Origin of the sequence: Bacteroides parvus (assembly GCF_017309675.2) — a bacterium.
GTDB lineage: Bacteria > Bacteroidota > Bacteroidia > Bacteroidales > Bacteroidaceae > Bacteroides > Bacteroides uniformis.
In genome coordinates this window covers 431,098-452,639 of the sequence record NZ_CP084680.1, presented here as the reverse complement: position 1 = coordinate 452,639, position 21,542 = coordinate 431,098, and the positions used below count along the sequence as shown (strand labels likewise).

General features: G+C 47.8%; 21 protein-coding genes and 2 tRNA genes. 5 read left to right on the top strand and 18 right to left on the bottom strand.

Annotated features, from left to right (window positions below; all coding sequences use genetic code 11):
• Window positions 1–164 precede the first annotated feature (164 nt).
• The 12 genes from JXR92_RS01855 to JXR92_RS01800 all read right to left on the bottom strand — a co-directional run bounded on the left by JXR92_RS01855 (window position 165) and on the right by JXR92_RS01800 (window position 9,571).
• On the bottom strand, window positions 165–1,820 hold the full coding sequence (locus tag JXR92_RS01855) for an AMP-binding protein (protein ID WP_138344620.1): 1,656 nt from the start codon (window positions 1,818–1,820) through the stop codon (window positions 165–167).
• A 7-nt stretch (window positions 1,821–1,827) separates the two neighbouring features.
• Window positions 1,828–2,382 carry a helix-turn-helix domain-containing protein gene (locus tag JXR92_RS01850; RefSeq protein WP_016272528.1) on the bottom strand — a complete coding sequence of 185 codons (555 nt, stop codon included), beginning with the start codon at window positions 2,380–2,382 and terminating at the stop codon, window positions 1,828–1,830.
• A 72-nt stretch (window positions 2,383–2,454) separates the two neighbouring features.
• Window positions 2,455–3,228 (bottom strand): pyrroline-5-carboxylate reductase, encoded by a 774-nt coding sequence (proC, locus tag JXR92_RS01845; protein ID WP_138344619.1) that lies wholly within the window; start codon window positions 3,226–3,228, stop codon window positions 2,455–2,457.
• A gap of 46 nt (window positions 3,229–3,274) precedes the next feature.
• Window positions 3,275–4,396, bottom strand: coding sequence for an aspartate aminotransferase family protein (locus JXR92_RS01840; RefSeq protein ID WP_117600277.1), 1,122 nt, complete (start codon window positions 4,394–4,396; stop codon window positions 3,275–3,277).
• A gap of 6 nt (window positions 4,397–4,402) precedes the next feature.
• Window positions 4,403–5,371, bottom strand: a complete 969-nt coding sequence (argC, locus tag JXR92_RS01835; RefSeq protein ID WP_005825122.1) for an N-acetyl-gamma-glutamyl-phosphate reductase — start codon at window positions 5,369–5,371, stop codon at window positions 4,403–4,405.
• Window positions 5,364–5,582, bottom strand: a complete 219-nt coding sequence (locus JXR92_RS01830) for a PspC domain-containing protein (RefSeq protein WP_138344618.1) — start codon at window positions 5,580–5,582, stop codon at window positions 5,364–5,366. Before JXR92_RS01830 ends, argC begins: the two co-directional genes overlap by 8 nt.
• Window positions 5,583–6,788, bottom strand: coding sequence for an argininosuccinate synthase (locus JXR92_RS01825; protein WP_138344617.1), 1,206 nt, complete (start codon window positions 6,786–6,788; stop codon window positions 5,583–5,585).
• 13 nt (window positions 6,789–6,801) lie between these two features.
• The gene (locus JXR92_RS01820) at window positions 6,802–7,359 is read right to left on the bottom strand and encodes a GNAT family N-acetyltransferase (protein WP_005825115.1); all 558 of its coding nucleotides are present in this window, start codon (window positions 7,357–7,359) and stop codon (window positions 6,802–6,804) included.
• Between the two features lie 35 nt (window positions 7,360–7,394).
• Window positions 7,395–7,868: an arginine repressor gene (argR, locus tag JXR92_RS01815; protein WP_005825113.1), complete on the bottom strand. Its 474-nt coding sequence runs from the start codon at window positions 7,866–7,868 to the stop codon at window positions 7,395–7,397.
• A gap of 405 nt (window positions 7,869–8,273) precedes the next feature.
• A tRNA-Pro gene (locus JXR92_RS01810) sits at window positions 8,274–8,346 on the bottom strand.
• Between the two features lie 15 nt (window positions 8,347–8,361).
• Window positions 8,362–8,434, bottom strand: a tRNA-Phe gene (locus JXR92_RS01805).
• A 135-nt stretch (window positions 8,435–8,569) separates the two neighbouring features.
• Entirely contained in the window at window positions 8,570–9,571 is a 1,002-nt protein-coding gene (locus JXR92_RS01800) for a malate dehydrogenase (protein WP_025833211.1), read from the bottom strand.
• Between the two features lie 193 nt (window positions 9,572–9,764).
• Between JXR92_RS01800 and JXR92_RS01795 the strand changes: the two genes are divergently transcribed.
• From JXR92_RS01795 to JXR92_RS01785, 3 genes are all read left to right on the top strand, one after another.
• The gene (locus JXR92_RS01795; protein ID WP_117878924.1) at window positions 9,765–10,601 is read left to right on the top strand and encodes a CvfB family protein; all 837 of its coding nucleotides are present in this window, start codon (window positions 9,765–9,767) and stop codon (window positions 10,599–10,601) included.
• A 99-nt stretch (window positions 10,602–10,700) separates the two neighbouring features.
• The gene (locus tag JXR92_RS01790) at window positions 10,701–11,393 is read left to right on the top strand and encodes a DUF4476 domain-containing protein (RefSeq protein WP_117601214.1); all 693 of its coding nucleotides are present in this window, start codon (window positions 10,701–10,703) and stop codon (window positions 11,391–11,393) included.
• 13 nt (window positions 11,394–11,406) lie between these two features.
• Window positions 11,407–12,318 carry a hypothetical protein gene (locus tag JXR92_RS01785; RefSeq protein WP_119961426.1) on the top strand — a complete coding sequence of 304 codons (912 nt, stop codon included), beginning with the start codon at window positions 11,407–11,409 and terminating at the stop codon, window positions 12,316–12,318.
• An 83-nt stretch (window positions 12,319–12,401) separates the two neighbouring features.
• Here JXR92_RS01785 and JXR92_RS01780 read toward each other — a convergent pair whose 3' ends face one another.
• The 5 genes from JXR92_RS01780 to JXR92_RS01760 form a co-directional block, all read right to left on the bottom strand.
• Window positions 12,402–13,730, bottom strand: a complete 1,329-nt coding sequence (locus JXR92_RS01780; RefSeq protein WP_138344616.1) for a TolC family protein — start codon at window positions 13,728–13,730, stop codon at window positions 12,402–12,404.
• Window positions 13,731–13,760: 30 nt separating this feature from the next.
• Window positions 13,761–14,864, bottom strand: coding sequence for an efflux RND transporter periplasmic adaptor subunit (locus JXR92_RS01775; protein WP_117601217.1), 1,104 nt, complete (start codon window positions 14,862–14,864; stop codon window positions 13,761–13,763).
• Between the two features lie 80 nt (window positions 14,865–14,944).
• A complete protein-coding gene (locus tag JXR92_RS01770; RefSeq protein WP_117601218.1) occupies window positions 14,945–16,186 on the bottom strand; it encodes an ABC transporter permease in 1,242 nt (413 codons plus the stop codon).
• A 5-nt stretch (window positions 16,187–16,191) separates the two neighbouring features.
• Window positions 16,192–17,451, bottom strand: coding sequence for an ABC transporter permease (locus tag JXR92_RS01765; RefSeq protein WP_117601219.1), 1,260 nt, complete (start codon window positions 17,449–17,451; stop codon window positions 16,192–16,194).
• 57 nt (window positions 17,452–17,508) lie between these two features.
• A complete protein-coding gene (locus JXR92_RS01760; RefSeq protein ID WP_117601220.1) occupies window positions 17,509–18,225 on the bottom strand; it encodes an ABC transporter ATP-binding protein in 717 nt (238 codons plus the stop codon).
• A gap of 177 nt (window positions 18,226–18,402) precedes the next feature.
• Here JXR92_RS01760 and JXR92_RS01755 point away from each other — a divergent pair, with 177 nt between their 5' ends.
• Window positions 18,403–19,383, top strand: coding sequence for an ROK family protein (locus JXR92_RS01755; protein ID WP_117601221.1), 981 nt, complete (start codon window positions 18,403–18,405; stop codon window positions 19,381–19,383).
• A 753-nt stretch (window positions 19,384–20,136) separates the two neighbouring features.
• On the opposite strand, the gene rplS is transcribed toward JXR92_RS01755, so the two are convergent.
• Complete coding sequence (gene rplS / locus JXR92_RS01750) at window positions 20,137–20,490, bottom strand: 50S ribosomal protein L19 (RefSeq protein WP_004292313.1); 354 nt, start codon at window positions 20,488–20,490, stop codon at window positions 20,137–20,139.
• Window positions 20,491–20,749: 259 nt separating this feature from the next.
• Here rplS and JXR92_RS01745 point away from each other — a divergent pair, with 259 nt between their 5' ends.
• The gene (locus tag JXR92_RS01745) at window positions 20,750–21,520 is read left to right on the top strand and encodes a 5'-nucleotidase C-terminal domain-containing protein (RefSeq protein WP_016273980.1); all 771 of its coding nucleotides are present in this window, start codon (window positions 20,750–20,752) and stop codon (window positions 21,518–21,520) included.
• Window positions 21,521–21,542: the final 22 nt, after the last annotated feature.

Here is a 21,542-nt window from a genome sequence, read left to right as displayed (position 1 = left end):
CAAATATAGTTTTTTTATCCTTTTGACATTCACAATGAGACAACTATTTGTAAAAAGAGGGGGTAAAACTGAAATCGTCAATAAAATGGCCGACTTCGGTTTTACCCCCTCCTTATTCATTCACCCGGATGCTGTCTTATGATTCGGATGCTGGGTGGCGAGCATTATTTCTGGTCGTTCTCCCGGATTTCCACCCGGCGGATTTTCCCGCTGATGGTTTTGGGGAGCTCATCAACAAATTCGATGACACGTGGGTATTTGTAGGGAGCCGTCACTTTCTTCACATGGTTCTGCAACTCCTTGACAAGCTCTTCTCCGGCGCGTGCCTTGTACTCTTTTGCCAATACAATCGTAGCTTTTACCACTTGGCCGCGGATTTCATCGGGCACACCGGTAATGGCACATTCCACTACGGCTGGGTGGGTCATCAATGCACTTTCCACTTCGAACGGACCGATGCGGTAGCCGCTGCTTTTGATGACGTCGTCGGCGCGGCCTACGAACCAGAGGTAGCCGTCTTCGTCCTTCCAGGCTACGTCTCCCGTGTAGTAAATACCGTTGTTCCATGCCTCGTGGGTGCGGTTGGCATCGCGGTAGTATTCCTTGAACAATCCCAGCGGTTTGCCTTTGTCGGTACGGATTACAATCTGTCCCTGTTCACCGGCTTCCACGGAACGTCCTTCGTGGTCTATCAGGTCTACGTCGTATTGCGGATTGGGCAATCCCATGCTGCCGGGTTTCGGTTCCATCCACGGCATGGTGGCAACGGTAAGGGTCGTTTCGGTTTGTCCGAATCCCTCCATCAGCTTGATGCCCGTCAACTTCTTGAAGGTCTCGAATACGGCGGGGTTCAATGCTTCTCCGGCGATGGTGCAGTATTCCAGACTGGATAGGTCGTACTTCGTGAGGTCTTCGTGGATGAGGAATCGGAAGATGGTGGGCGGCGCACAAAGCGACGTGACGTGATAATCTTGTATCTTCTCCAGTATGGCTGCGGGAGTGAATTTCTCGTGGTCGTATACAAATACGTTGGCGCCGGCAATCCATTGTCCGTAGAGCTTGCCCCACACGGCTTTTCCCCAACCGGTGTCGGCAATGGTGAGGTGTAGGCTGCTCTCTTTCAGGTTGTGCCAGAAGCTGCCGGTGACGATGTGTCCCAACGGATAGGTGAAGTCGTGGGCCACCATTTTGGGCTCTCCGGTAGTGCCGCTGGTGAAGTACATCAGGGAGATGTCATCGTTCGTATTCGGATGTTCAGGTTTCACGAAAGGAGCAGCAACCTCGATACCTTTGTGAAAGTCTTCGAATCCTTCGGGAACTTCCGGCCCGACGCTTACGAGGCGTTTCACAGAAGGAGACTCCGGCATGGCTGCCGTGATATGGTCGGTGATGACGCTTTCGCCGGCGCAGACTATCATCTTGATGTCTGCGGCGTTGCAACGGTATACGATGTCTTTCTTCGTCAGCAGGTGGGTGGCGGGAATCACCACTGCACCGAGTTTGTGTAGTGCCACGATGCTGAACCAGAATTCGTAACGGCGCTTTAGTATCAGCATCACCATGTCTCCGTGGCCGATGCCGAGGCTTTGGAAATAGGAAGCCGTCATGTCTGTGTACCGTTTCATGTCGGCAAAGGTAAATTGCCGGCATTCGCCCTGGTCATTGGTCCACAACAGTGCGGGTTTGTCGGGTTGCTCGGCGGCCCAGGCATCCACTACGTCGTAGCCGAAGTTGAAATTCTCCGGTACGTTTATCTTCAAGTTCTTGATGAAGTCCTCCTGTGAGGTGAAGGATGTTTGAGATAAAAATCTTTCTACCATAACTTTATTACATAATTACTGCCAGGAATTTTACAGTCTTTCCGTCAAGCGCCTTCATGCCGTGCGGCAGTTTGGAGTTGAAGTACAGACTGTCTCCTTCATTTAAGATTAAGTCTTTGCCGTCGATGCTGACCATCATACGGCCTTCCAGTACGAGGTTGAACTCCTGACCGGCATGGCTGTTGTAATGTATCGGCTCGCTGTCCGGTTTCGGTTCTACGGTCACGATGAACGGGTCTGCCGTGCGGTTGATGAAACCGGCTGCCAGTGATTGGTATTTATATGCCTTGGTACGTTCTATACTGGTTCCTTTTCCGGCACGTGTCAGGAAGTAGGAGCTCATTTTGGGCTCTTGCCCAAACATCAGTGCGTCCAGTGATATGCCGTAGTGCCGTGCTATCTTCTGCAGCATGCTGACCGAGATGTCGAATTCTCCGGTTTCGGCCAGGCGGTACTCTTCTGCAGAGATGTCACAGTCGCGGGCGATATCGTCGGCAGTCAGTTCCAATACGTCACGCAGTCCGCGCAGGCGTTCGGCTATTTGTCTGATTTGTTCGTCCATAATTATATTTGTTTTAAATGGGTTGTTATTGAAATACACCGTTACGCCGCAGGGCATTGGCATATTGGCACATTAAATACTCGCTTTGATAGCTTTAATCACAGTGGAGGTGAATCCTTCGTGTTCCAGTTCGTTGATTCCCTTGATGGTAATTCCTCCGGGAGTACACACCTTGTCAATCTCAACACTGGGGTGTGTGTTACTGTTCAGAATCAGCTCGGCTGCTCCCTTCACGGACTGTGCCACCATGCGCATGCCGTCTTTGGGGTAGATACCCATTTCAATGCCGGTTTGCATGGCTGCCTGGATGTACTTCAGCACATAGGCGATGCCACAGGAAGTCATGGCGGTGGTTGCCGCAATCTTTTCCTCGGGAATGAGCATGGCAAGTCCCATCTGGTTGAAAATGTCCAGCATCAGCTGCTCCTGCTCCTTGGTGGCATTGCGGCTGGCGATGAGTGTCATACTTTCCATTTCGCTGATGGCTGTATTGGGAATAAGGCGGAACATGGTCATTTCCTTGTCTGCTACATAGTGTGTCAGTTCTTCGAAGGGAATACCGGCTGCAACGGAGATAAGAATCTGTGTGCCTCTCAGTTTCAATTCCTTTACCACAAGTTTCATCAGCCATGGCTTCACGGCAAAGATTATCATATCTGCACCGGTCACTGCTTCCTGATTGTCGTTAGTCACTTGCAAAGCGGGGAATTCTGCCTTCAGTTTGTCCAGCTTGTTCTGGGTGGGGTTGGAGACAATGATGTCACCGGCAGGGATGATTGTTCCTTTTGCCAGCCCGCGGGCGATGGAGCCTCCCATATTTCCGGCACCGATAATTGCTATTTTCATATTTTCTTGTTGTTAAAAGAGTTGTCTGTTGGCAAAGGTAGATAAATTAAAGAACTTTCTTGAAGCGTTTCAAGAATTCCTTTGCTTCGTCCATGCTGAGGCACAGAGGCGGCAGCAGGCGGAGCACATTCGTACCGCTTACGCCGGTGAATACATGTTGCTCTTTCAGCAGTCTTAGGCGCAGTACCTTGATGGGGGCTTCAAATTCCAGTCCTATCATCAGTCCTCGTCCTCGAACGTCCTTGATTTGCGGGAACTTTCTCAGTTCTGTCATCAGGAAGTCACCGACTTGCGCTGCATTTTCTATCAGTTTTTCTTGCTCTATGACGTCCAGTACGGCAAGGGCGGCACTGCAAGCCAGGTGGTTTCCACCGAAAGTGGTTCCAAGTTGCCCGTATACCGGTGTAAACATCGGGCTGATGAGTACGCCTGCCATCGGGAAACCATTGCCGATGCCTTTTGCCACGGTGACGATGTCGGCTTTGATGCCGTTGTACTGATGGGCGAAGAACTTGCCGCTGCGTCCGTAGCCGCTTTGGATTTCATCGAGAATCAAGACCGTGTTGTGTTCCGTACAAGTCTGGCGGAGAGCCTGCATGAATTCGTCTGTCGGCAGTTGGATGCCGCCTACACCTTGTATGCCTTCGATAATCACTGCGCAGACATCTCCTTTGGACAATTCGGCCTTCATGGCTTCGATGTCGTTCAACGGGAGGTAGGTGACGTGCCCGCAGTTGTTGATGGGAGCGATGATTTTAGGATTGTTCGTTACTTCCACCGCCAGTGAGGTACGTCCGTGGAATGCTTTTGAGAAGGATATCACACGGGTACGGCCATTGTAGAAAGAGGCGAGTTTCAAGGCGTTTTCATTGGCTTCGGCACCGCTGTTGATGAGGAAGAGTGAGTAATCATCATAGCCGCAGACCTTTCCCAAACGCTCTGCCACTTGCTGTTGCAGCTTGTTGATTACTGAGTTTGAGTAGAATCCTAACGTAGCAACTTGATTGCTCACCATCTCTACATAATGTGGATGTGCATGTCCGATTGAGATGACTGCATGGCCACCGTAGAGGTCGAGATATTCGGTACCGTTCTCGTCCCATACATGGCAGCCTTTTCCTTTGACGATGTTGATGTCAAAGAGAGGGTATACGTCGAATAAATTCATTTTTTTTTAGAATGCAGAAGGTTTCAACCGTAAACCTACGGTCTCTTCCAGGTTAAACATTAAATTCATGTTATGGACAGCTTGTCCGCTGGCGCCTTTCAGGAGGTTATCGATGCAGGAAATGATAAGCAGTTTGTCGCCGTGCTTCTCCAGATGGATGAGGCACTTGTTGGTGTTTACCACTTGCTTCAGGTCGATATTCTTCTCCACGATGTGGGTAAAGGAATCTTTGGCGTAATATTCTTCGTACATGCGGACGATTTCTTCCAGGGCCACTTTGGTCTTCACCACAATGGTGGTGAAGATGCCGCGCGGGAAGTCGCCGCGGTAGGGGATGAAGTCAATGTCCGCATCAAAGCTGTTCTGCAGCTGTTTGAGCGATTGCTTGATTTCGGGCACATGCTGGTGCTCGAAAGCTTTGTAGACACTCATGTTGTTGTTGCGCCAGCTGAAGTGGCTCGTGGCGCCCGGTTTCACACCGGCGCCGGTACTTCCGGTAATGGCGTTCACCATGATATCATCATTCAGCATCAGATGTTTGGCAAGCGGTAGCAGCCCCAGCTGTATGCAGGTGGCAAAGCAGCCCGGATTGGCTACGTGCTTCGCTTTGCAGGTGGCACGGCGGTTCAGCTCCGGCAGGCCGTAGATGAAGTCGTGTTCGGGAGAGGCTATGCGGTAGTCCATGGAGAGGTCGATGATTCTCAGTTCCTCGGGCACGTTGTGGCTTTCGAGGAACTTCTTCGTGTCGCCATGTGCCGTACAGAAAAAGAGTACGTCGATTTCTTCCAGCGGGAGCTGGTCGGTAAATACCAAGTCTGTTTCGCCGTACAGTCCTTCGTGTACGTCGGTAATTTTGTTGCCGGCGTTGCTTGAGCTGTTTATGAAAACGATTTCCGCTTCCGGATGGTTGAGCAGCAAACGTATCAGTTCGCCTGCCGTGTATCCGGCTCCGCCGATGATTCCTACTTTAATCATTTCGATAATATCTATTTGGTTCTTGTGGTATAACAATTAGCATTATAATGTATATGGGTATGCCTGCAAATGCAGTAAAGATCGTGGCGAACGTATAGACGATACGCACCAATGAGACATCGAGTCCGAAAAAGTTTGCCAGTCCTGCACATATGCCTGAAAGCATCCTTCCAGTCCGGGGACGTGTCAGTTTTTGCTTCCTGCCGGTCATTTAGATTTTCTCGTCTTTATGATTTGAATAATAAGCACGCAGTGCTGTGGAGGTTACTTTGATGAAGCCCTTGGCATCTTCTGCCGTCCATCCTTTCTGCATCTCACCGTATTCACCAAACTTGTTTTTCACAAGGTCATCTTTGCTTTCTACACCTACGGTAGAAAAGCAGAGCGGGTGAAGTTCGAGGATAGCCGTACCGTTTACGTTGCGTTGCGAGGATTCCAGCATGGCTTCGATGTCGCGCATTACTGGTTCCAGATATTGGCTTTCGTGCAGGAACATGCCATACCAGTTGGCTACCTGGTCCTTCCAGTATTGTTGCCATTTGCTCAAAGTGTACTTCTCGAGGAACTTGTGTGCTCCGATAATCAGCATAGGTGCGGCAGCTTCGAAACCTACGCGGCCTTTGATACCGATAATCGTGTCGCCTACGTGCATGTCGCGGCCGATACCGTATGCCGCACCAATCTCTTCTACCTTCTGGATGGCTTTGATGGGGTCGTCGAATGTCTCGTCGTTCACGGCTTTCAGCTCACCTTTTTCAAAAGTGAGGCGCAACAGCTCGCTGCCCTCTTTGGTGCAGTGTTTCAGATAGGCGCTTTCGGGCAATCCCTGCGCGGAATCCAGAATCTCGCCACCACAGATGGAAGTGCCCCACAAACCTACGTTATAGGAGTATTTCAGTTTGGTGAAGTCGGCGGCAAAGCCGTGTTTGTTCAGATAATCAATCTCTTCCTGACGGCTCAGTGCCATGTCGCGTGTCAGCGTGATGATTTCCACGCCCGGAGCCATGACGAGGAAAGTCATGTCGAAACGAATCTGGTCGTTACCCGCACCTGTAGAACCGTGGGCGATGGCATCCGCGCCGATTTCGTTGGCATAGCGTGCAATGGCCAATGCTTGGAAGATACGTTCGGAACTTACAGAGATAGGATAGGTGCCGTTACGCAAAACATTGCCGAATACCATGTATTTCAAGCTTTTCTCATAGTATTCCTGCGTCACGTCGAGGGTGACGTATTCTTTGGCGCCCAGCTTGTAGGCATTTTCTTCGTTTGTCTTCAACTGTTCAGCACTGAAACCGCCCGTATTGGCACAAGCTGCATATACTTCGTACCCTTTTTCTTTGGTAAGATACATCACCGTAAACGAGGTATCCAAACCTCCGCTGAATGCGACTACTACTTTCTTCTTCTTTTCCATATCCTTAGTATTTTTATATTTTATCCTCTTCGTGCAGCTTCGGGTCGTAAAGCATTGCTGTGCAAATGCAGAATTTACGGTTCTTAGCTACCAATATATCATGGTTTATACAGCCTTCGCAACCTTTCCAGAACGATTCGTCATCGGTCAGTTCGTTGAAGGTGACGGGCACATATCCCAGCTCGGTATTCATTTTCATGACGGCAGCTCCGCTGGTGAGACTGAAAACTTTAGCATTAGGCCAGCGTAGGCGTGCCAGGCGGAAAGAAGCGGTCTTGATACGTTTTGCCAGCCCCAGTCCCCGATATTTGGGGTGTACTATCAAACCGGAGGTTGCTACATATTGCTTGTTACCCCAGCTCTCTATGTAGGTGAAACCGGCAAAATCATCTCCACACAAGGCTATGATGGCCTTTCCTTCTTTCATTTTAGTAGCTACGTATTCGTGTGTGCGTTCTGCGATGCCCGTTCCGCGTACCTTGGCAGCTTCCCGGATGGTATCCAAAATCTTGTCTACGTAAACTTCATGTGAGGCGTCAGCCACCATCACATCAATTTGTTTCGAATCCATTTCTTATTTAATTTCTTGTTTTTTGTTGTTATCTATCATTTAATGTTCGGGATGATTTGCGATAGGAAGCTGCGTACCTCGTCATGTGACGCTGCTTCGTGCACCACCAGCATGATGGTGTCATCTCCGGCAATGGTACCCAGAATGGCGGGACACTCTCGGTTGTCGATGTCGTAGGCCATGCTGCTGGCATATCCGGGCCGGGTACGGATGACGGCAATATTGCCCGAAAATTGAAGTGAAACGAATCCGCTTGTCATCAGCATTTCACTTGCACTCTGGTCGTTCGAACGTTTATACATGATGTTGTTGGGCAGCACATATACGTATTTACCGTTCATGTTCGCTGCTTTCGCTACTTTCAGCTGTTTCAAGTCGCGTGACAAGGTGGCTTGTGTCAGTTCAAAGCCTTCCTTGCTCAAAGCTTGCAACAGTTCTTCCTGAGAACTGACGTCTTTGCTTGAGATAATCATCTTGATGGCGTCTAACCGATTGGCTTTTTTCTTCATTTTCTGTATAATTATTCTAAGAGTAGTGCAAAATTAGGGATTATTTCGGAAAGAATATGCAAAAAGGAGAGCTTTTTTATTCTTTTTATACATCGGGTGTACTGTATATGTTGTTTTTGTTCTCTTTGTTGGAGTCTTGTTTGTTCTTTTACGTTATTGGAGATTGTTTCCGTATGTCTTTGGTAAATGTTGATATAATATAGAATAGATATGCAATTGTCAAATCTGACACCCTTTCAATCAAAAACTGTACAAAAATTATATGCATAGAAATAGAATCCCTCAGGTTTTTACGTTGGTCCCAGATTGTTACGTTGCCCCCCCCCCTCTCTTATGGTCGGGAAACCGGAGGAGAGGAGGGATGAAATAAAAAAGGCTTAACTTCTAAAAGTTAAGCCTTTTCTGTCGGAATGAGGCGACTCGAACGCCCGACCCCTACGTCCCGAACGTAGTGCGCTACCAACTGCGCTACATTCCGATTGTTTTTGAAAAGTGGTGCCACCAGGAATCGAACCGGGGACACAAGGATTTTCAGTCCTTTGCTCTACCAACTGAGCTATGGCACCTTTTTCGTTTGTGGGTGCAAAGATAAAGAGTTTTTTTTATACCGCAAGGCTTTTTGAGGAAAAATATCTTAAAAAGGTGCCTCGCTCCATAGAGCGAGGCATCTTACTTTTGAGAATCACTTGCTATCGAAGAAATCAGTCGATATTCGGATTGATGCTGTGCCAGTCTTTGATGGCAGGCAGTACTCCCATTTCTATCACTTCGTCACGAAGTTTGCAGAGGTGGGCATAGCTTTCTTTCAGTTTGGCTTCTTCTTCGGGTGTGCCGTTCAGTTCCTTGTAGTGTACACCGTCTTTGGTAATTTCAGTTTCCATTGCCATCATGATGTGGTCGAAGCCGTGGCTGTGTACATATGTACCGGCAGGCCAGCGGAACGGTTTGCCACCCATCGCTGCAGCTATCATTTCGATAGAGACGTATGCCGGACTCTGGAAGGAAGAACGTCCACGGAGGGCGATGATGTTGGCACCGCCTTTGGTTACCTTAGTCTGGATTTCGACCCACTGCTCTTTAGTCAGGGCAGGGGTACCGATGATATCAAGTAACGGTTTACCGTCCACCTTGGCGGTAGAGGCATATACAGCCATCTGTTCACCATGACCGCCGTAGGTACGGCAATTTTCGATTTTGTCGGGGGCAATGCCGAAGTGCTTGGAAAGTTCACTGCGCAGGCGGGTGCTGTCGAGGGCAGCCAGTGTGGTCACTTGTGAAGGTTTCAGGCCGGAATACAATAGGGTAATCAGACCGGTGATGTCGGCAGGGTTGAAAATGACAACCACGTGCTTCACATCCGGACAGTAGGCTTTTACATTCTTACCGAATTCTTCGGCAATAGCGGCATTGCCTTTCAAAAGGTCTTCGCGGGTCATGCCGGCCTTGCGGGCGGCACCGCCTGATGATACCACATACTTGGCACCGGTCAGCGCTTCTTTGATATCGGAGGTAAATGTGATGTTCATTCCTTCGAATCCGCAGTGGAACAGCTCTTCGGCCACACCTTCCAGTCCGGGAGCATAAGGGTCGTACAGACATAGGTTGGGAGTGAGATGCATCATGATTGCAGTCTGTGCCATGTTTGAACCGATCATGCCGGCTGCGCCGACGATTGTCAATTTGTCATTTGTCAGAAATTCCATAATCTTTTTTATTTAAAGGTGAGTAATATCTTTTCTTGCTGATTGTCACGATACAAAGATAACCCTTTTTGAAGAGAGTTGTTCATAGAAAAAAGTTATCTTTTAGAGCAAAAAGTTATTTCTTCTTTCCGAACTGCTGTATTGTACCTAAATTACTTATCTTTGTTGGGAAAATGAAGATAAGTAAGAAACTATGAGCATTAAGTTAGGAAAGTACAATACGCTGGAAGTGGTGAAGGAGGTAGCCTTCGGCATGTATCTGGACGGTGGCGAAGAAGGTGAAATTCTGCTTCCGTCGCGTTATGTCCCCCAAGACTGTAAGGTGGGAGCCAAACTGAACGTTTTTATATATCTTGATAACGAAGAACGCCTGGTAGCCACTACTCTGACACCATTAGTGCAGGTCGGGCAGTTTGCCTGCTTGGAGGTGGCGTGGATAAACCAGTATGGCGCTTTCCTTAACTGGGGATTGATGAAGGATCTTTTCGTCCCCTTCCGCGAACAGAAAATGAAGATGCAGGTGGGAAAGAAGTATGTGGTTCATGCCCATTTGGATGATGAAAGCTATCGTATCGTGGCATCGGCCAAGGTAGACCGTTATCTTTCCAAAGAGAAGGCCGCCTATGAGTCGGGGCAGGAGGTGGATATCCTGATTTGGCAGAAGACGGATTTGGGATTCAAGGCGATCATCAACGATGAATATAGCGGCTTGCTATATGAGAGCGAGATATTTCAGCCACTGCACACGGGCATGAGGATGAAAGCCTATGTGAAGCAGGTACGTGAAGACGGCAAGATAGACCTGCTGCTTCAAAAAACGGGGCAGGCTAAAGTAGAAGATTTCTCAGCTACGCTGCTGGACTATATCCGTGAACAGGGCGGACGGATAGCTTTGAATGACAAGAGTCCGGCAGAAGAAATCTATGCAACTTTCGGTGTCAGCAAGAAAACCTTCAAAAAGGCTGTGGGAGATTTGTACAAAAAACATCTGGTTGTATTGGAGGAAGATGGAATCAGGATTAGGAATTAGTCCCAGTCATTAGGAATTTCCCTACTTGTAAATAGAGACAATCATTAGGGAGGGGAATTTCCTCTCCCTATTTTTGTCGTACAATAAAAAAGAAAAGTCATGATACGTCATTTGATATTAAGTGTTTGTCTAGTTCTGGTAGCGTTTCCCGCAATAAAAGCGGCGCCCATAGACGGAATCCGTATAGAAAGTCCATACCGTAGAGTGGTGGTATTGGTCGACGGACAGCAGGTTTGCCTGCCTACTTTCAGTTGTTTTGTAGCCAATCTGCGTGGTAGTTGTCGGGTGGAGGTTTATGAAGCGCCATCCCGTGGGGGGAATCCTCGAAGAGGAAAACTCCTATATGATGAACGTGTGCATTGCTCCATCAATGAAGTGGAAGATATTTTCATTCCAGAGGACAAAAGACCTGGTGGAAACTGGGGTACTTCTAATCATCACAAGCCTGGCAGACCCGGTGACAGACCGTCAGGGGGCGGGCAGTATGAACGGGTAATGTCTCCCTCTGCCTTCGAACAGTTTATGGGGCTGATGGAAAAACAGAGTTTCGATTCAGACCGTAAGGAAGTGCTCGACCATGCCTTGCTGACCTCTTGGTTCACTACTGACCAGTGTATCCGTCTGATGGATTTTTATCGTTTCGACAGTGAAAAGAAGCAGTTGATGAAGAAGATTTATCCTAAAATAGTCGATAAACCGAATTTCTATTATGCGATAGACAAGCTGACCTTCTCGTCGGACAAGAACGAGATAAATGCCTTCATCAAACAATATCATGAGAAGAATAACTAAAAAAGGAGGGATTATGAAACGGATTATATTTATATTTCTTGCCGCTATGATGAGCACAGCTGTTTGCAGTGCGGCAATGAGCAACAGCAAAGTGCGTAAAGAGACCCGCTTTCTTACGGACAAGATGGCCTATGAATTGAACCTGAATACAGAACAGTATAATGACGTGTACGAAATAAACTATGATTTCATTTCCGGTATACGCTATCTGATGGATGACGTTCTTCGGGGGGAGGAATGGGCCTTGAATCGCTATTACGATTATCTGGATGTGCGCAATGACGATCTTCGATGGGTGCTGAATAACCGGCAGTATGGCCGTTTCATGCAGGCCGCCTATTTTTACCGTCCGGTTTATGTAAGTGGTGGGCGTTGGTCTTTTAGGGTTTACATCACTTACACCAACCATAATCATTTCTATTTCCCGCGGCCGTATCATTACCGTACATATTGCGGTGGGCATTGTCGTACGCACTATCACAACAGCTATTATCGCGGTCGTTACCATCATCCGCACTATACCGGTTCGTGGAGCATTCGGAATGATAAGTCGTACCACACCAGCCGCCGTTCAGATTTCGGTTCGGTGAACATCCGCCCTAATTCGCATAAGCGTCCGGCAGGCAGGGATGATGTATATACCACGCGACGTAGCAACGGTAGTAATAATCGCATTAGTACAGGTACACGTAACAGCAGTACGCGACGTAGTAGTGTGGATAGTGGCAGAAAGTCGAGTAAAGAGAAAATAGAAACCACAAGAACTAAAAATAATGATAAGAGCCCCAGCCGTAGCAGGGTAAAGACGGAAAGTAAGGAAAGAAGAAATGCTTCCGGCGTACGGAATTCCGAAAGCCGTCGCAGCAGCTCTTCAAGCACTACCCGCAGTAGCTCTTCCCGTTCTTCGGAAAATACAAGGAGATAGAAGAACAAAAAACTCCCCTCTCGCCTGCATGAAGCAGGGAGAGGGGAGAATCAAACACAACAACTAAAATTATACTTCGTTTTTTACTCAATCGGTTCTCCTTTATAGAAATCCAGAATCTTGGTACGGAACAGATAGTCATACTTGGCCTGCAGTTCGTCTGATTGGGATTTCATAAGGTTTTGTTTTGCTTCATTGTATTCCACGGCATTTGCTTTACCATTTTCATATTTCTCGCTCATCAGCTTGAAAGATTCTTCGCTGGCAACGGTGGCTGTATGGCTGCTGGTATATTTGCTTTCGGCAGCGGCGGCGTTGTACCATGCTTGCTGGATTTCCTTGTAAAGCGTCTTTTTGGCATTATCCAGTTGCAAGGCATAGTTTTCACGTTGCAGGCGTGCCGTGCGCACCCGGTTACGGGTAGAGAGGCGGTTGAAAATAGGTACGCTGAGGTTGAAGCCTACATATTTGTTGAAGTTATCGTTCATCTGCTGGCTGAAGGTGCGGTCAATGGTAGAATAGTAATTCGTACCGAGGCTACCGTTCAGGCTCAGTTGTGGGTAGTAGTTGCTCTGGGCGATGCGGATGCTGTGCTTGCTGCCTTCCAGACGGAACTGTGCAGCCTGGATGGAGGCTTTGCTTACCATAGCTGTTTGGAATATTTCATCCGGAGGAGTGAGAGGAACCAACTTCAGATTGACTGCCGGAGATTCCAGATTGAACCCTTCAGGTGTTTCCAGCTCGATAAGCTGGCTGAGGTCGAGCAGAGCCAACTTATAATTATTGTTCGTCTGTACCACATTCATCTCGTCTTGTGCCACACGTGCTTTGGCTTCTGCCAGTTCTGCCGGAGAAGCCTTGCCCAGTTCTGCCAGCCGGCTGATACGGACATATTGCTCTTTACTCAGTTGTACTTGTCCCAGCGCCACCTGGTGGAGCTCTTCATTGAACAGCACTTGCAGGTAGGCCGAAGCTATATTGATGGCAATATCTTCCTTGGCTTTGTCCAGGTCGGCAATGGCAGCTTTGAGGTTCAGTTTGGCCAATGCATACTGGTGGGGAATTTCCAGACCGGTAAAAATAGGTATGCTGGTATTGACGGACATGTTGGTTCCGTGACTGCTGGTGTTGACGTATACAGTGGAGTAGTCTCCCGTATCCTCGTTCTTGATGGCTGTTTGCGTACGTCCCCAGTTCCAGCTCTGGCCGGCACTGGCATTCAGGTTCGGCAGTCGTGCCCATTTGGCTGTATTTACCTCGACAGCACTCTGTTCGGCAGCGTTGGCTGTTTGGCGGATACTGATGTTATGCTCGATGGCATAGTCTATGCATTGGCGCAAAGACCAGCGTTCCTGCGCCTGCACTGAGATACTGCCGAATATGGCGAGGTATAAGAATATCTTTTTATTCATGTCGTATATCTTTTTAAGCTATTCCGTTTGTTAATCCTTTTTCTCTGCACCGCGAAGCTTATCCTGGGCACTGATGCCGCTTTTGATGGCAATCTTTATGCCGTCGCTCATGCCGACCTGGATGGGGCGGCGTTCGAACTTTTGTACCGGTACGCTGTCCGTCATTACATATACAAAGGTACTGTCCCCATTGAATTCAACAGTACTTTCCGGAACGGCAAGCGTTTTCTGGGCACGGTCCAATACGATTTCTGCGTTGGCAGAATAGCCGGAACGTATCTGTACGCTGTCCGGTGCGGCAATGGCAGCTTTGATTTCAAACTGGTTGGCACCGTTTTCTTCCACACCCTTCGGAGATATGTATTCCAGTGTGGCATCGAACGAAAGATTCTGCAGGGCGCCGATTGTCAGTTTCACCGGCATACCTTCGTGTACACGGCCCACTTCCGTTTCGTCAATGTTGCCGCGGAAAATCAAATCGTTCATGTTAGCAACGGTAGCGATAGTGGTTCCGTCATTGAAGGTGTTACTCATGATAACCGAGTTACCGACTTTGATGGGCACATCCAGAATCAGACCGGTAATGGTGGAACGAATCAGCGTACTACTGAAAGAGGCGCTGTTCTTGGTGATGCCTTCCTTTACAATTTCCAAGTTGTCTTTTGCAGTCTGCAGTTCCTCGCGTGCTTGCTTTACACTTACCTCTCCTTTTTCATACTCTTCAGCGCTGATAAGCTTGTCGTTGTACAACTTCTGGGTACGTGCGAAGTCTGTTTCGGCTTGGGCAGCGTTGATTTCCGCCAACCGTACGCGGCTTTCGGCTGAGTTTAATGTGCCTAGTTCTGGAATAACCTTCACTTTGGCAATCACTTCGCCTTGTTTTATGCTTTGTCCGGCCTCCTTGTACACTTCAGATATGATACCGGAAATCTGCGGTTTAATGAGTACTTCGTCTCTTGGTTCCACTTTGCCGGTGGCTACGGTGGTCTTTTCGAGGTCTGTCACTTCCGGAACTACTGTTTCGTATACCTTTACTTTAGGTTGGGACTTCTGATATAGGAATATAAATGTCCAGATAAACAAGGCAGCTATTACTACCAATAATGCAATTTTCAGATACTTTTTAGTTCTCATCTTATATTTATGATTTAATTATTTACTATTGATATAGTAACCATTGTTTCATGGTTTACGGTTGATAATCTTTTATAGGTTTATTCATCCCTGATTGCTTCAATTGGTTTGATTGCCATGGCGCGATAGGCAGGTGCCAGTCCGGCAAGCACTCCCAATGCGATGAGGAGGATGCAAGTTCCGATAGCCAGTCCGAATGAAACCTGGTAGTGGGTTTTGATAACTCCAGGGTCGTTGGCAGCCTTTTCAAGTATTTGCAGTACAAATACGGCAAAAGAAATGCCTGCCATACCCGCTATAGTGGTCAGTACCATGCTTTCCGAAAGAATTTGTTGCAGGATGTCTTTAGGACGGGCACCGATGGCACGCCGTATGCCTATTTCCGTAGTACGCTCCTTGACGGTTACCATCATGATATTCGATACGCCGATGGCTCCGGCGAACAATGTACCCAGACCTACCATCCAAATAAGAAAGTGTACTCCGGTCATCAGGTTGTCCATCATAGAGAACATAGCTTCCGCATTCAGGAACATGACGGCTTGTTTGTCATCGGGAGCAATGTAATGCGCTGCTTTTACGAGGCGTTCCACTTCGGGCTGTACGTCTTTTACTTTTATTCCCGGTTTCATGATGAAACATACCACATCCAGTTTCTTTCCGAGGTTGTAGGTCTGCTGCATGGTGGAGAAAGGCAATACAATGGCTTCGGAGGCTTGTCCTTGTATGTTGACATTGCCTTCGGATGAACACATTCCGATAATCCGGTAATAGATTCCGTTCACCCGAACGTATTTGCCGCAGGGGTCTTCTCCCGGTTTAAAGAGACTTTCGTATACACGTTTGCCGATAACACACACTTTACGTGACTCTTTGATGTCGACGTCGTTGATAAAACGGCCGTAAGTCATTTCCTGATGTTCTATCTGCTCATACTCCGGGTACAGCCCCTTTACACTACATTCATATTTGTTTTCTCCATAGACAGCGGTCTGTCCCCAAAGGGCAAATGAAGGCGTGGCGAGTGCGATGCCGTCCACACTGCGCACACGGTCCACATCTTCCATTTCCAAGTCCCACCAGCGTCCCTTGCGGAATCCCTTGTAGGCTTCGCTTGTCTTTTGTGCGGCGATAAAGCCCGAGTTGGTCGCAAATCCTTCGAACTGGGATTTCAGTTCTTCCTGCATGCCTTGTCCGCCACCGATGAGTGCTACCAGCATAAAGATGCCCCAGAATACACCGAATGCAGTCAGCAGGCTTCTTGTCTTGTTTCTTGTTATTGTGATGAGGATTTCCTCACATGTATCTATGTCTATTTTCATAATCTTTAATCTGCTCTAAGTGCTTCGATAGGACTGATACTCACGGCTTTCTTTGCCGGGAAGAATCCGGCAAGTGTACCTGCTATGATGAGGGTCAGTGTGGCTTGGACGGCAATGCTGAGGTCTACGGTGGGATCGGAGAACATGGTCTGCTGGAACATGCCGGCATCCATCGTCTGGTTACCGAAAGCAGAGTTCATCCATTCCGTCACCCCGATGCCTGCCACCATACCGATATAACCGAATAGCGTAGTGATAGTCACGCTTTCCACAATAATCAGCCAAAGGATGGAGAAGGGCTTTGCTCCCAGTGCCTTGCGGATACCGAATTCACGGGTACGTTCTTTAACGGTAATCAGCATGATATTCGATACACCGACAATACCGCTCAACAAGGTAAAGATACCGATAACCCAGATGGCGGTGCGTAGAATACCCATTGCGTTTTGGGCTTGCAGATAGTTGGTGAAACGGTTCCATATCCAGATGGCGCTGTCGTCGGTAGGGTCGAAGCGATGGTTGGTGGCAATGGCTTTACGGTATTCTTTTTCAAAGGCCTCATTGCTTTCTATACTGCTCAGGTTCTTGGTCGTGAAGATGATGTTATTCAACTTGTCTCCTTTATTGTAGATGGTCTGTAAGGTGGAGAAAGGAATGTAGGCCTCGTTTGCCTCGCGGTCTCCCTGGTCATTGTAGAGCCCCACTACCTGATAGGCCACTCCACCTGCATTGACAAATTGTCCGATAGGTTCGGTATGTGTTTTGCCGAAGAGGATATCTGCGGATTTCTTATGGAGGATGATTACTTTACGCCGGTCTTTCAGATCGCTGTGGTTGATGAAACGTCCGTCTGCCGTCTTCACGGTTTCCACTTCTGTGTAGTTAGGGTATACGCCCAGCAGGGAGATATTGATATATTCTTGTCCAAAACTGACGTTTACATTGCTCTGGCGTACTGTGGCACCGGCACTAATGACATTTTCTGTAAATTGCTTTTCCGTGTCGTCCATGTCCCGATTGTCCAGTTGGATGAAACGTCCTTCCTTCAGACCGTCGTATGATTTGGTAGTCCAGCCGGGAAAAATGCGGATGGAGTTCAAGGCACGTTCCGACGCATTCTGTTCGAAAGCATGTATGATGCCGTTCCCGGCTCCGAGCAATACGATGAGCATGAAGATGCCCCATGCTACGGCAAAGCCCGTCAGGAACGTACGCAGCTTGTTACGTTTGATGGTTCCGTATATTTCTTGCCAAAGGTCTATCATTGATAATTAAAGATTAAGAATTAAAAATTAAAGAAGGGAAAGAGGGCTCTTCCTTCATTATTTCATGAACCCGTCTTTTCCGAACGGGCTTGCATCGTGATTCAAGTTTGTTTCGATGCTGCCTATGACGCCGTCTTTGATGTGGATAATCTTGTCCGTCTGGTTGGCAACGCCGCTTTCGTGGGTCACGACTACGATGGTCATGCCCGTATCGTGCAGTTCCTTCAGAATCTGCATCACCTCTACGGAAGTCTTGCTGTCGAGCGCGCCGGTAGGTTCGTCGGCAAGGATAATCTGCGGCTGGGTGATGAGGGCGCGGGCGATGGCTACACGCTGTTTCTGTCCGCCGGACATTTCGTTGGGCATGTGGTGTGCCCAGTCTTTCAAGCCCAGGCGGTCGAGGTACTCCAATGCCATCGCATTGCGTTTCCGTCGGCTCACTCCTTGATAAAAGAGGGGAAGTGCCACATTTTCTACTGCGTTCTTGAATGAAATCAGGTTGAAGGACTGGAAGATGAAGCCAATCATGCGGTTGCGGTACTCGGCAGCCTTCGTCTCGCTGAGATTTTTGATAAGAGTACCGTTCAGATAGTATTCTCCGGTGTCATAATTATCCAGAATGCCCAGTATATTGAGTAAAGTGGACTTTCCCGAACCCGATGAGCCCATGATGGAAACAAATTCACCCTTCTGAATGTCGAGGTTGATGCCTTTGAGCACGTGCAGTGGTGCTCCGTTGTAATAGGTCTTGTTAATGTCTTTTAGTTGTATCACTGTTTTCCCTGTTTTTTTGCTTTACTCTTATTAATTTTCACTATTAGACGCAGCTATGCTACGAAAAGTTGCAAAAGTTGCAAACTTTTTTAAAAAAAGATTTTGCAGTGTCGTTTTTCTTTGTGATTTTTGTAACCATGAATATGATTAACTAACCCTTTAAACAAACGTAGTATCATGAATTCAAACATGGAAAAGCCCTATGTAGTGGGCATTGACATAGGCGGAACGAACACCGTCTTTGGTATTGTAGACGCACGCGGAACTATTATTGCAAGCAGTTCCATCAAAACCGGAGCTTATGAAGACGTCAATGATTATGTAGACGAAGTTTGCAAGAATCTGTTGCCGCTCATTATTGCCAATGGCGGTGTAGACAAGATAAAAGGTATCGGTATCGGCGCTCCTAACGGAAACTATTACAGCGGTACCATTGAGTTTGCCCCGAATCTTCCTTGGAAGGGCGTAATTCCTTTGGCTGCCATGTTTGAGGAGCGTTTGGGTATTCCTACCGCTTTGACAAACGACGCCAATGCTGCCGGTATCGGTGAAATGACTTACGGTGCGGCTCGCGGTATGAAAGACTTTATCATGATTACGCTGGGCACCGGTGTAGGTAGCGGTATCGTTATTAACGGTCAGATGGTATATGGCCATGACGGTTTTGCCGGAGAGTTGGGACATACTATTATCCGTCGTGAAAACGGTCGTCTCTGCGGATGCGGACGTCACGGTTGTCTGGAAACTTACTGCTCGGCTACGGGTGTGGCACGTTCTGCCCGTGAGTTCCTGACCAAGAGTACCGAGCCAAGCTTGTTGCGCGACATTCCAGCAGAAAACATTACTTCCAAGGATGTGTATGATGCAGCTGTGAAGGGCGACAAGATTGCTCAAGACATCTTTGAGTTTACCGGAACTATCTTGGGTGAGGCTTTGGCTGATTTCATTGCTTTCTCCAGCCCGGAAGCTATCGTACTGTTCGGTGGTCTGGCAAAAGCGGGCGACTATATCTTCAAGCCTATCCAGAAAGCCATTGATGACAATGTATTGAATATCTACAAAGGCAAGACTAAGTTGCTGGCTTCCGAGTTGAAGGACTCTGATGCCGCTGTGCTGGGTGCCAGTGCATTGGGCTGGGAGCTGAGAGATACCAAGTAATCGATATCAGGGAAACTGATAAAGGAGGGGGATGTGTCAAAACTCCCCTTTTCTCGAAATCACCCTCGCTACAACTACCTGTGGCGAGGGTGATTTTTAGTTTAGGAGAGTTTCGACACACCTTTTTTCTTTGGTGGCACATATTCCTCAGCAATAAAGTTATGTCACAAGTTGCTTCCACACTTCCACCCATTCTGTATCCCTTTATTCATCGGGGTTGCGGATGCTGTGGAAGCAACTTGAAAAGGTGGAAGCAAAAGTTGCTTCCACCTTAAATTTACACCAAATAATCTATTAATATATTGTAGTACAATAAATTAATAGGATATGGAGCAATTTGCCAATATCGTGTAAACAAGCTATTGGTTTCCTGCAAATACGGTATTAACTTTATAAAAGCCCGTGCGATAATAGGTGGAAGCCAGGCTTTCGGTGTGGATAAGATAGGTATTCAGTATGGAAAAGCTATGCCTATGACAGCTGTTTAACGGCCGTGAGGCGCTCGTCTAACGGCCATAAAGCGCTTTGTTGACGGTCGTTAGCAGAGCGCCTTACGGCCGTTGGGCGCTGATAAACTAACGTATCAGCAAGAAGAAAGGCTTATGTGAAAGGAAAGGAGCGCAGGCTTACAGTGTTTGGAATGAGGTCGTAGGAGTAGAGTATTGCATGGTGTATGCATACTGTGTATATTACTAAAAAAGGGAAACTGACATTGTCAACTTCCCTTTTTTATTTCGAAATAGGAGTCTGGAATTAACCGTTAACTCTTTTTTCTTTGATTCTTGCTTTCTTACCGGTAAGAGCGCGCAGGTAGTACAGTTTAGCGCGACGAACTTTACCCACTTTGTTCACTTCGATGCTGTCGATAGCCGGTGATTCAATCGGGAAAATACGTTCTACGCCTATGGTTCCTGACATCTTACGTACTGTAAAACGTTTCTTGTCTCCATGTCCGGCAATCTTGATAACAACACCACGGTACAGCTGTACACGTTCCTTGTTACCCTCGACAATACGATATGCTACTGTTACAGTGTCACCTGCCTTGAAGCTCGGGTGCTGTTTTCCGGTAGCAAATGCTTCTTCTGCAATTTTAATTAAATCCATTGTTTTTATTATTAAATTGTTTCATCGTTACAACGCAACATACCAGGCTTCTCTCTTGGTGTCCTGACAGCGATTGCGCGAAAGCGGTGCAAAGGAACGAATTATTTGCCAGATACACAAGTGCTTCAAGCTTTTTTTCGCCAGTTGGAATGATTTTTGAGCGTTTCATTCTGCTAAACGCAAGTCTAAATAATCGGTTAATTGTGTGGCTCAGTCGCAAAAGAAAAGTATATTTGTAGCAATTTAAAACTAAATGAATATGAAGAAACAAACTTTCAGTCTCCTTGCGGGGGCAGTGTTGGCGGTTGCGCTTCTATTGGTTTCCTGCCATTCTTCCTACGAAGTGACCAAGGTAGAGGGAGGCAGAATTCCCATGAACTCTGTCTGGGATGCCGAGCCGGATGCCGAAGCTGTGGCTTTGCTGGCGCCTTACAAGGCCCGGATGGACAGCGTTATGTATCATGTGGTGGGAACCGCAGAAATGTCGATGGACAGATTCCGGCCCGAAAGCCTTTTATCCAATCTGATTGCAGATGTACTGCGTGAGGCTGCGGTGGAAGTGCTGGGCAAACCGGCCGATATGGGGCTAATCAATATCGGTGGAATCCGGAACTCCCTGACGGAAGGAGACATCACTACCGAAAACATCTATGAGATATTGCCTTTTGAGAATTCGCTCTGTGTGCTGACGATGAAAGGCTCTGCCATGAAGCACTTGTTTGAAAACATTGCGGTGAGACTTGGTGAAGGGGTGAGTGGTATACAGTTGGAAATCAGCAAGGATGGCAAGCTGCTCCAGGCTTCCATTGCCGGCAAGCCGGTGGAGGATGACCGTGACTATACGGTTGCCACGATTGATTATCTGGCTGATGGAAACGATGGAATGACGGCTTTCCTGCAGGCGGATAAAAGGGAGTGCCCGGATGGGGCTACACTGCGCGGTCTGTTCATGAAGTATGTGGAGAAGCAGACGGCAGCCGGCAAGAAGGTGACTTCGCGCATGGAGGGAAGAGTGGTCGTTAAAGAGTAAGCATTAAAAAAACAGAAGTTCT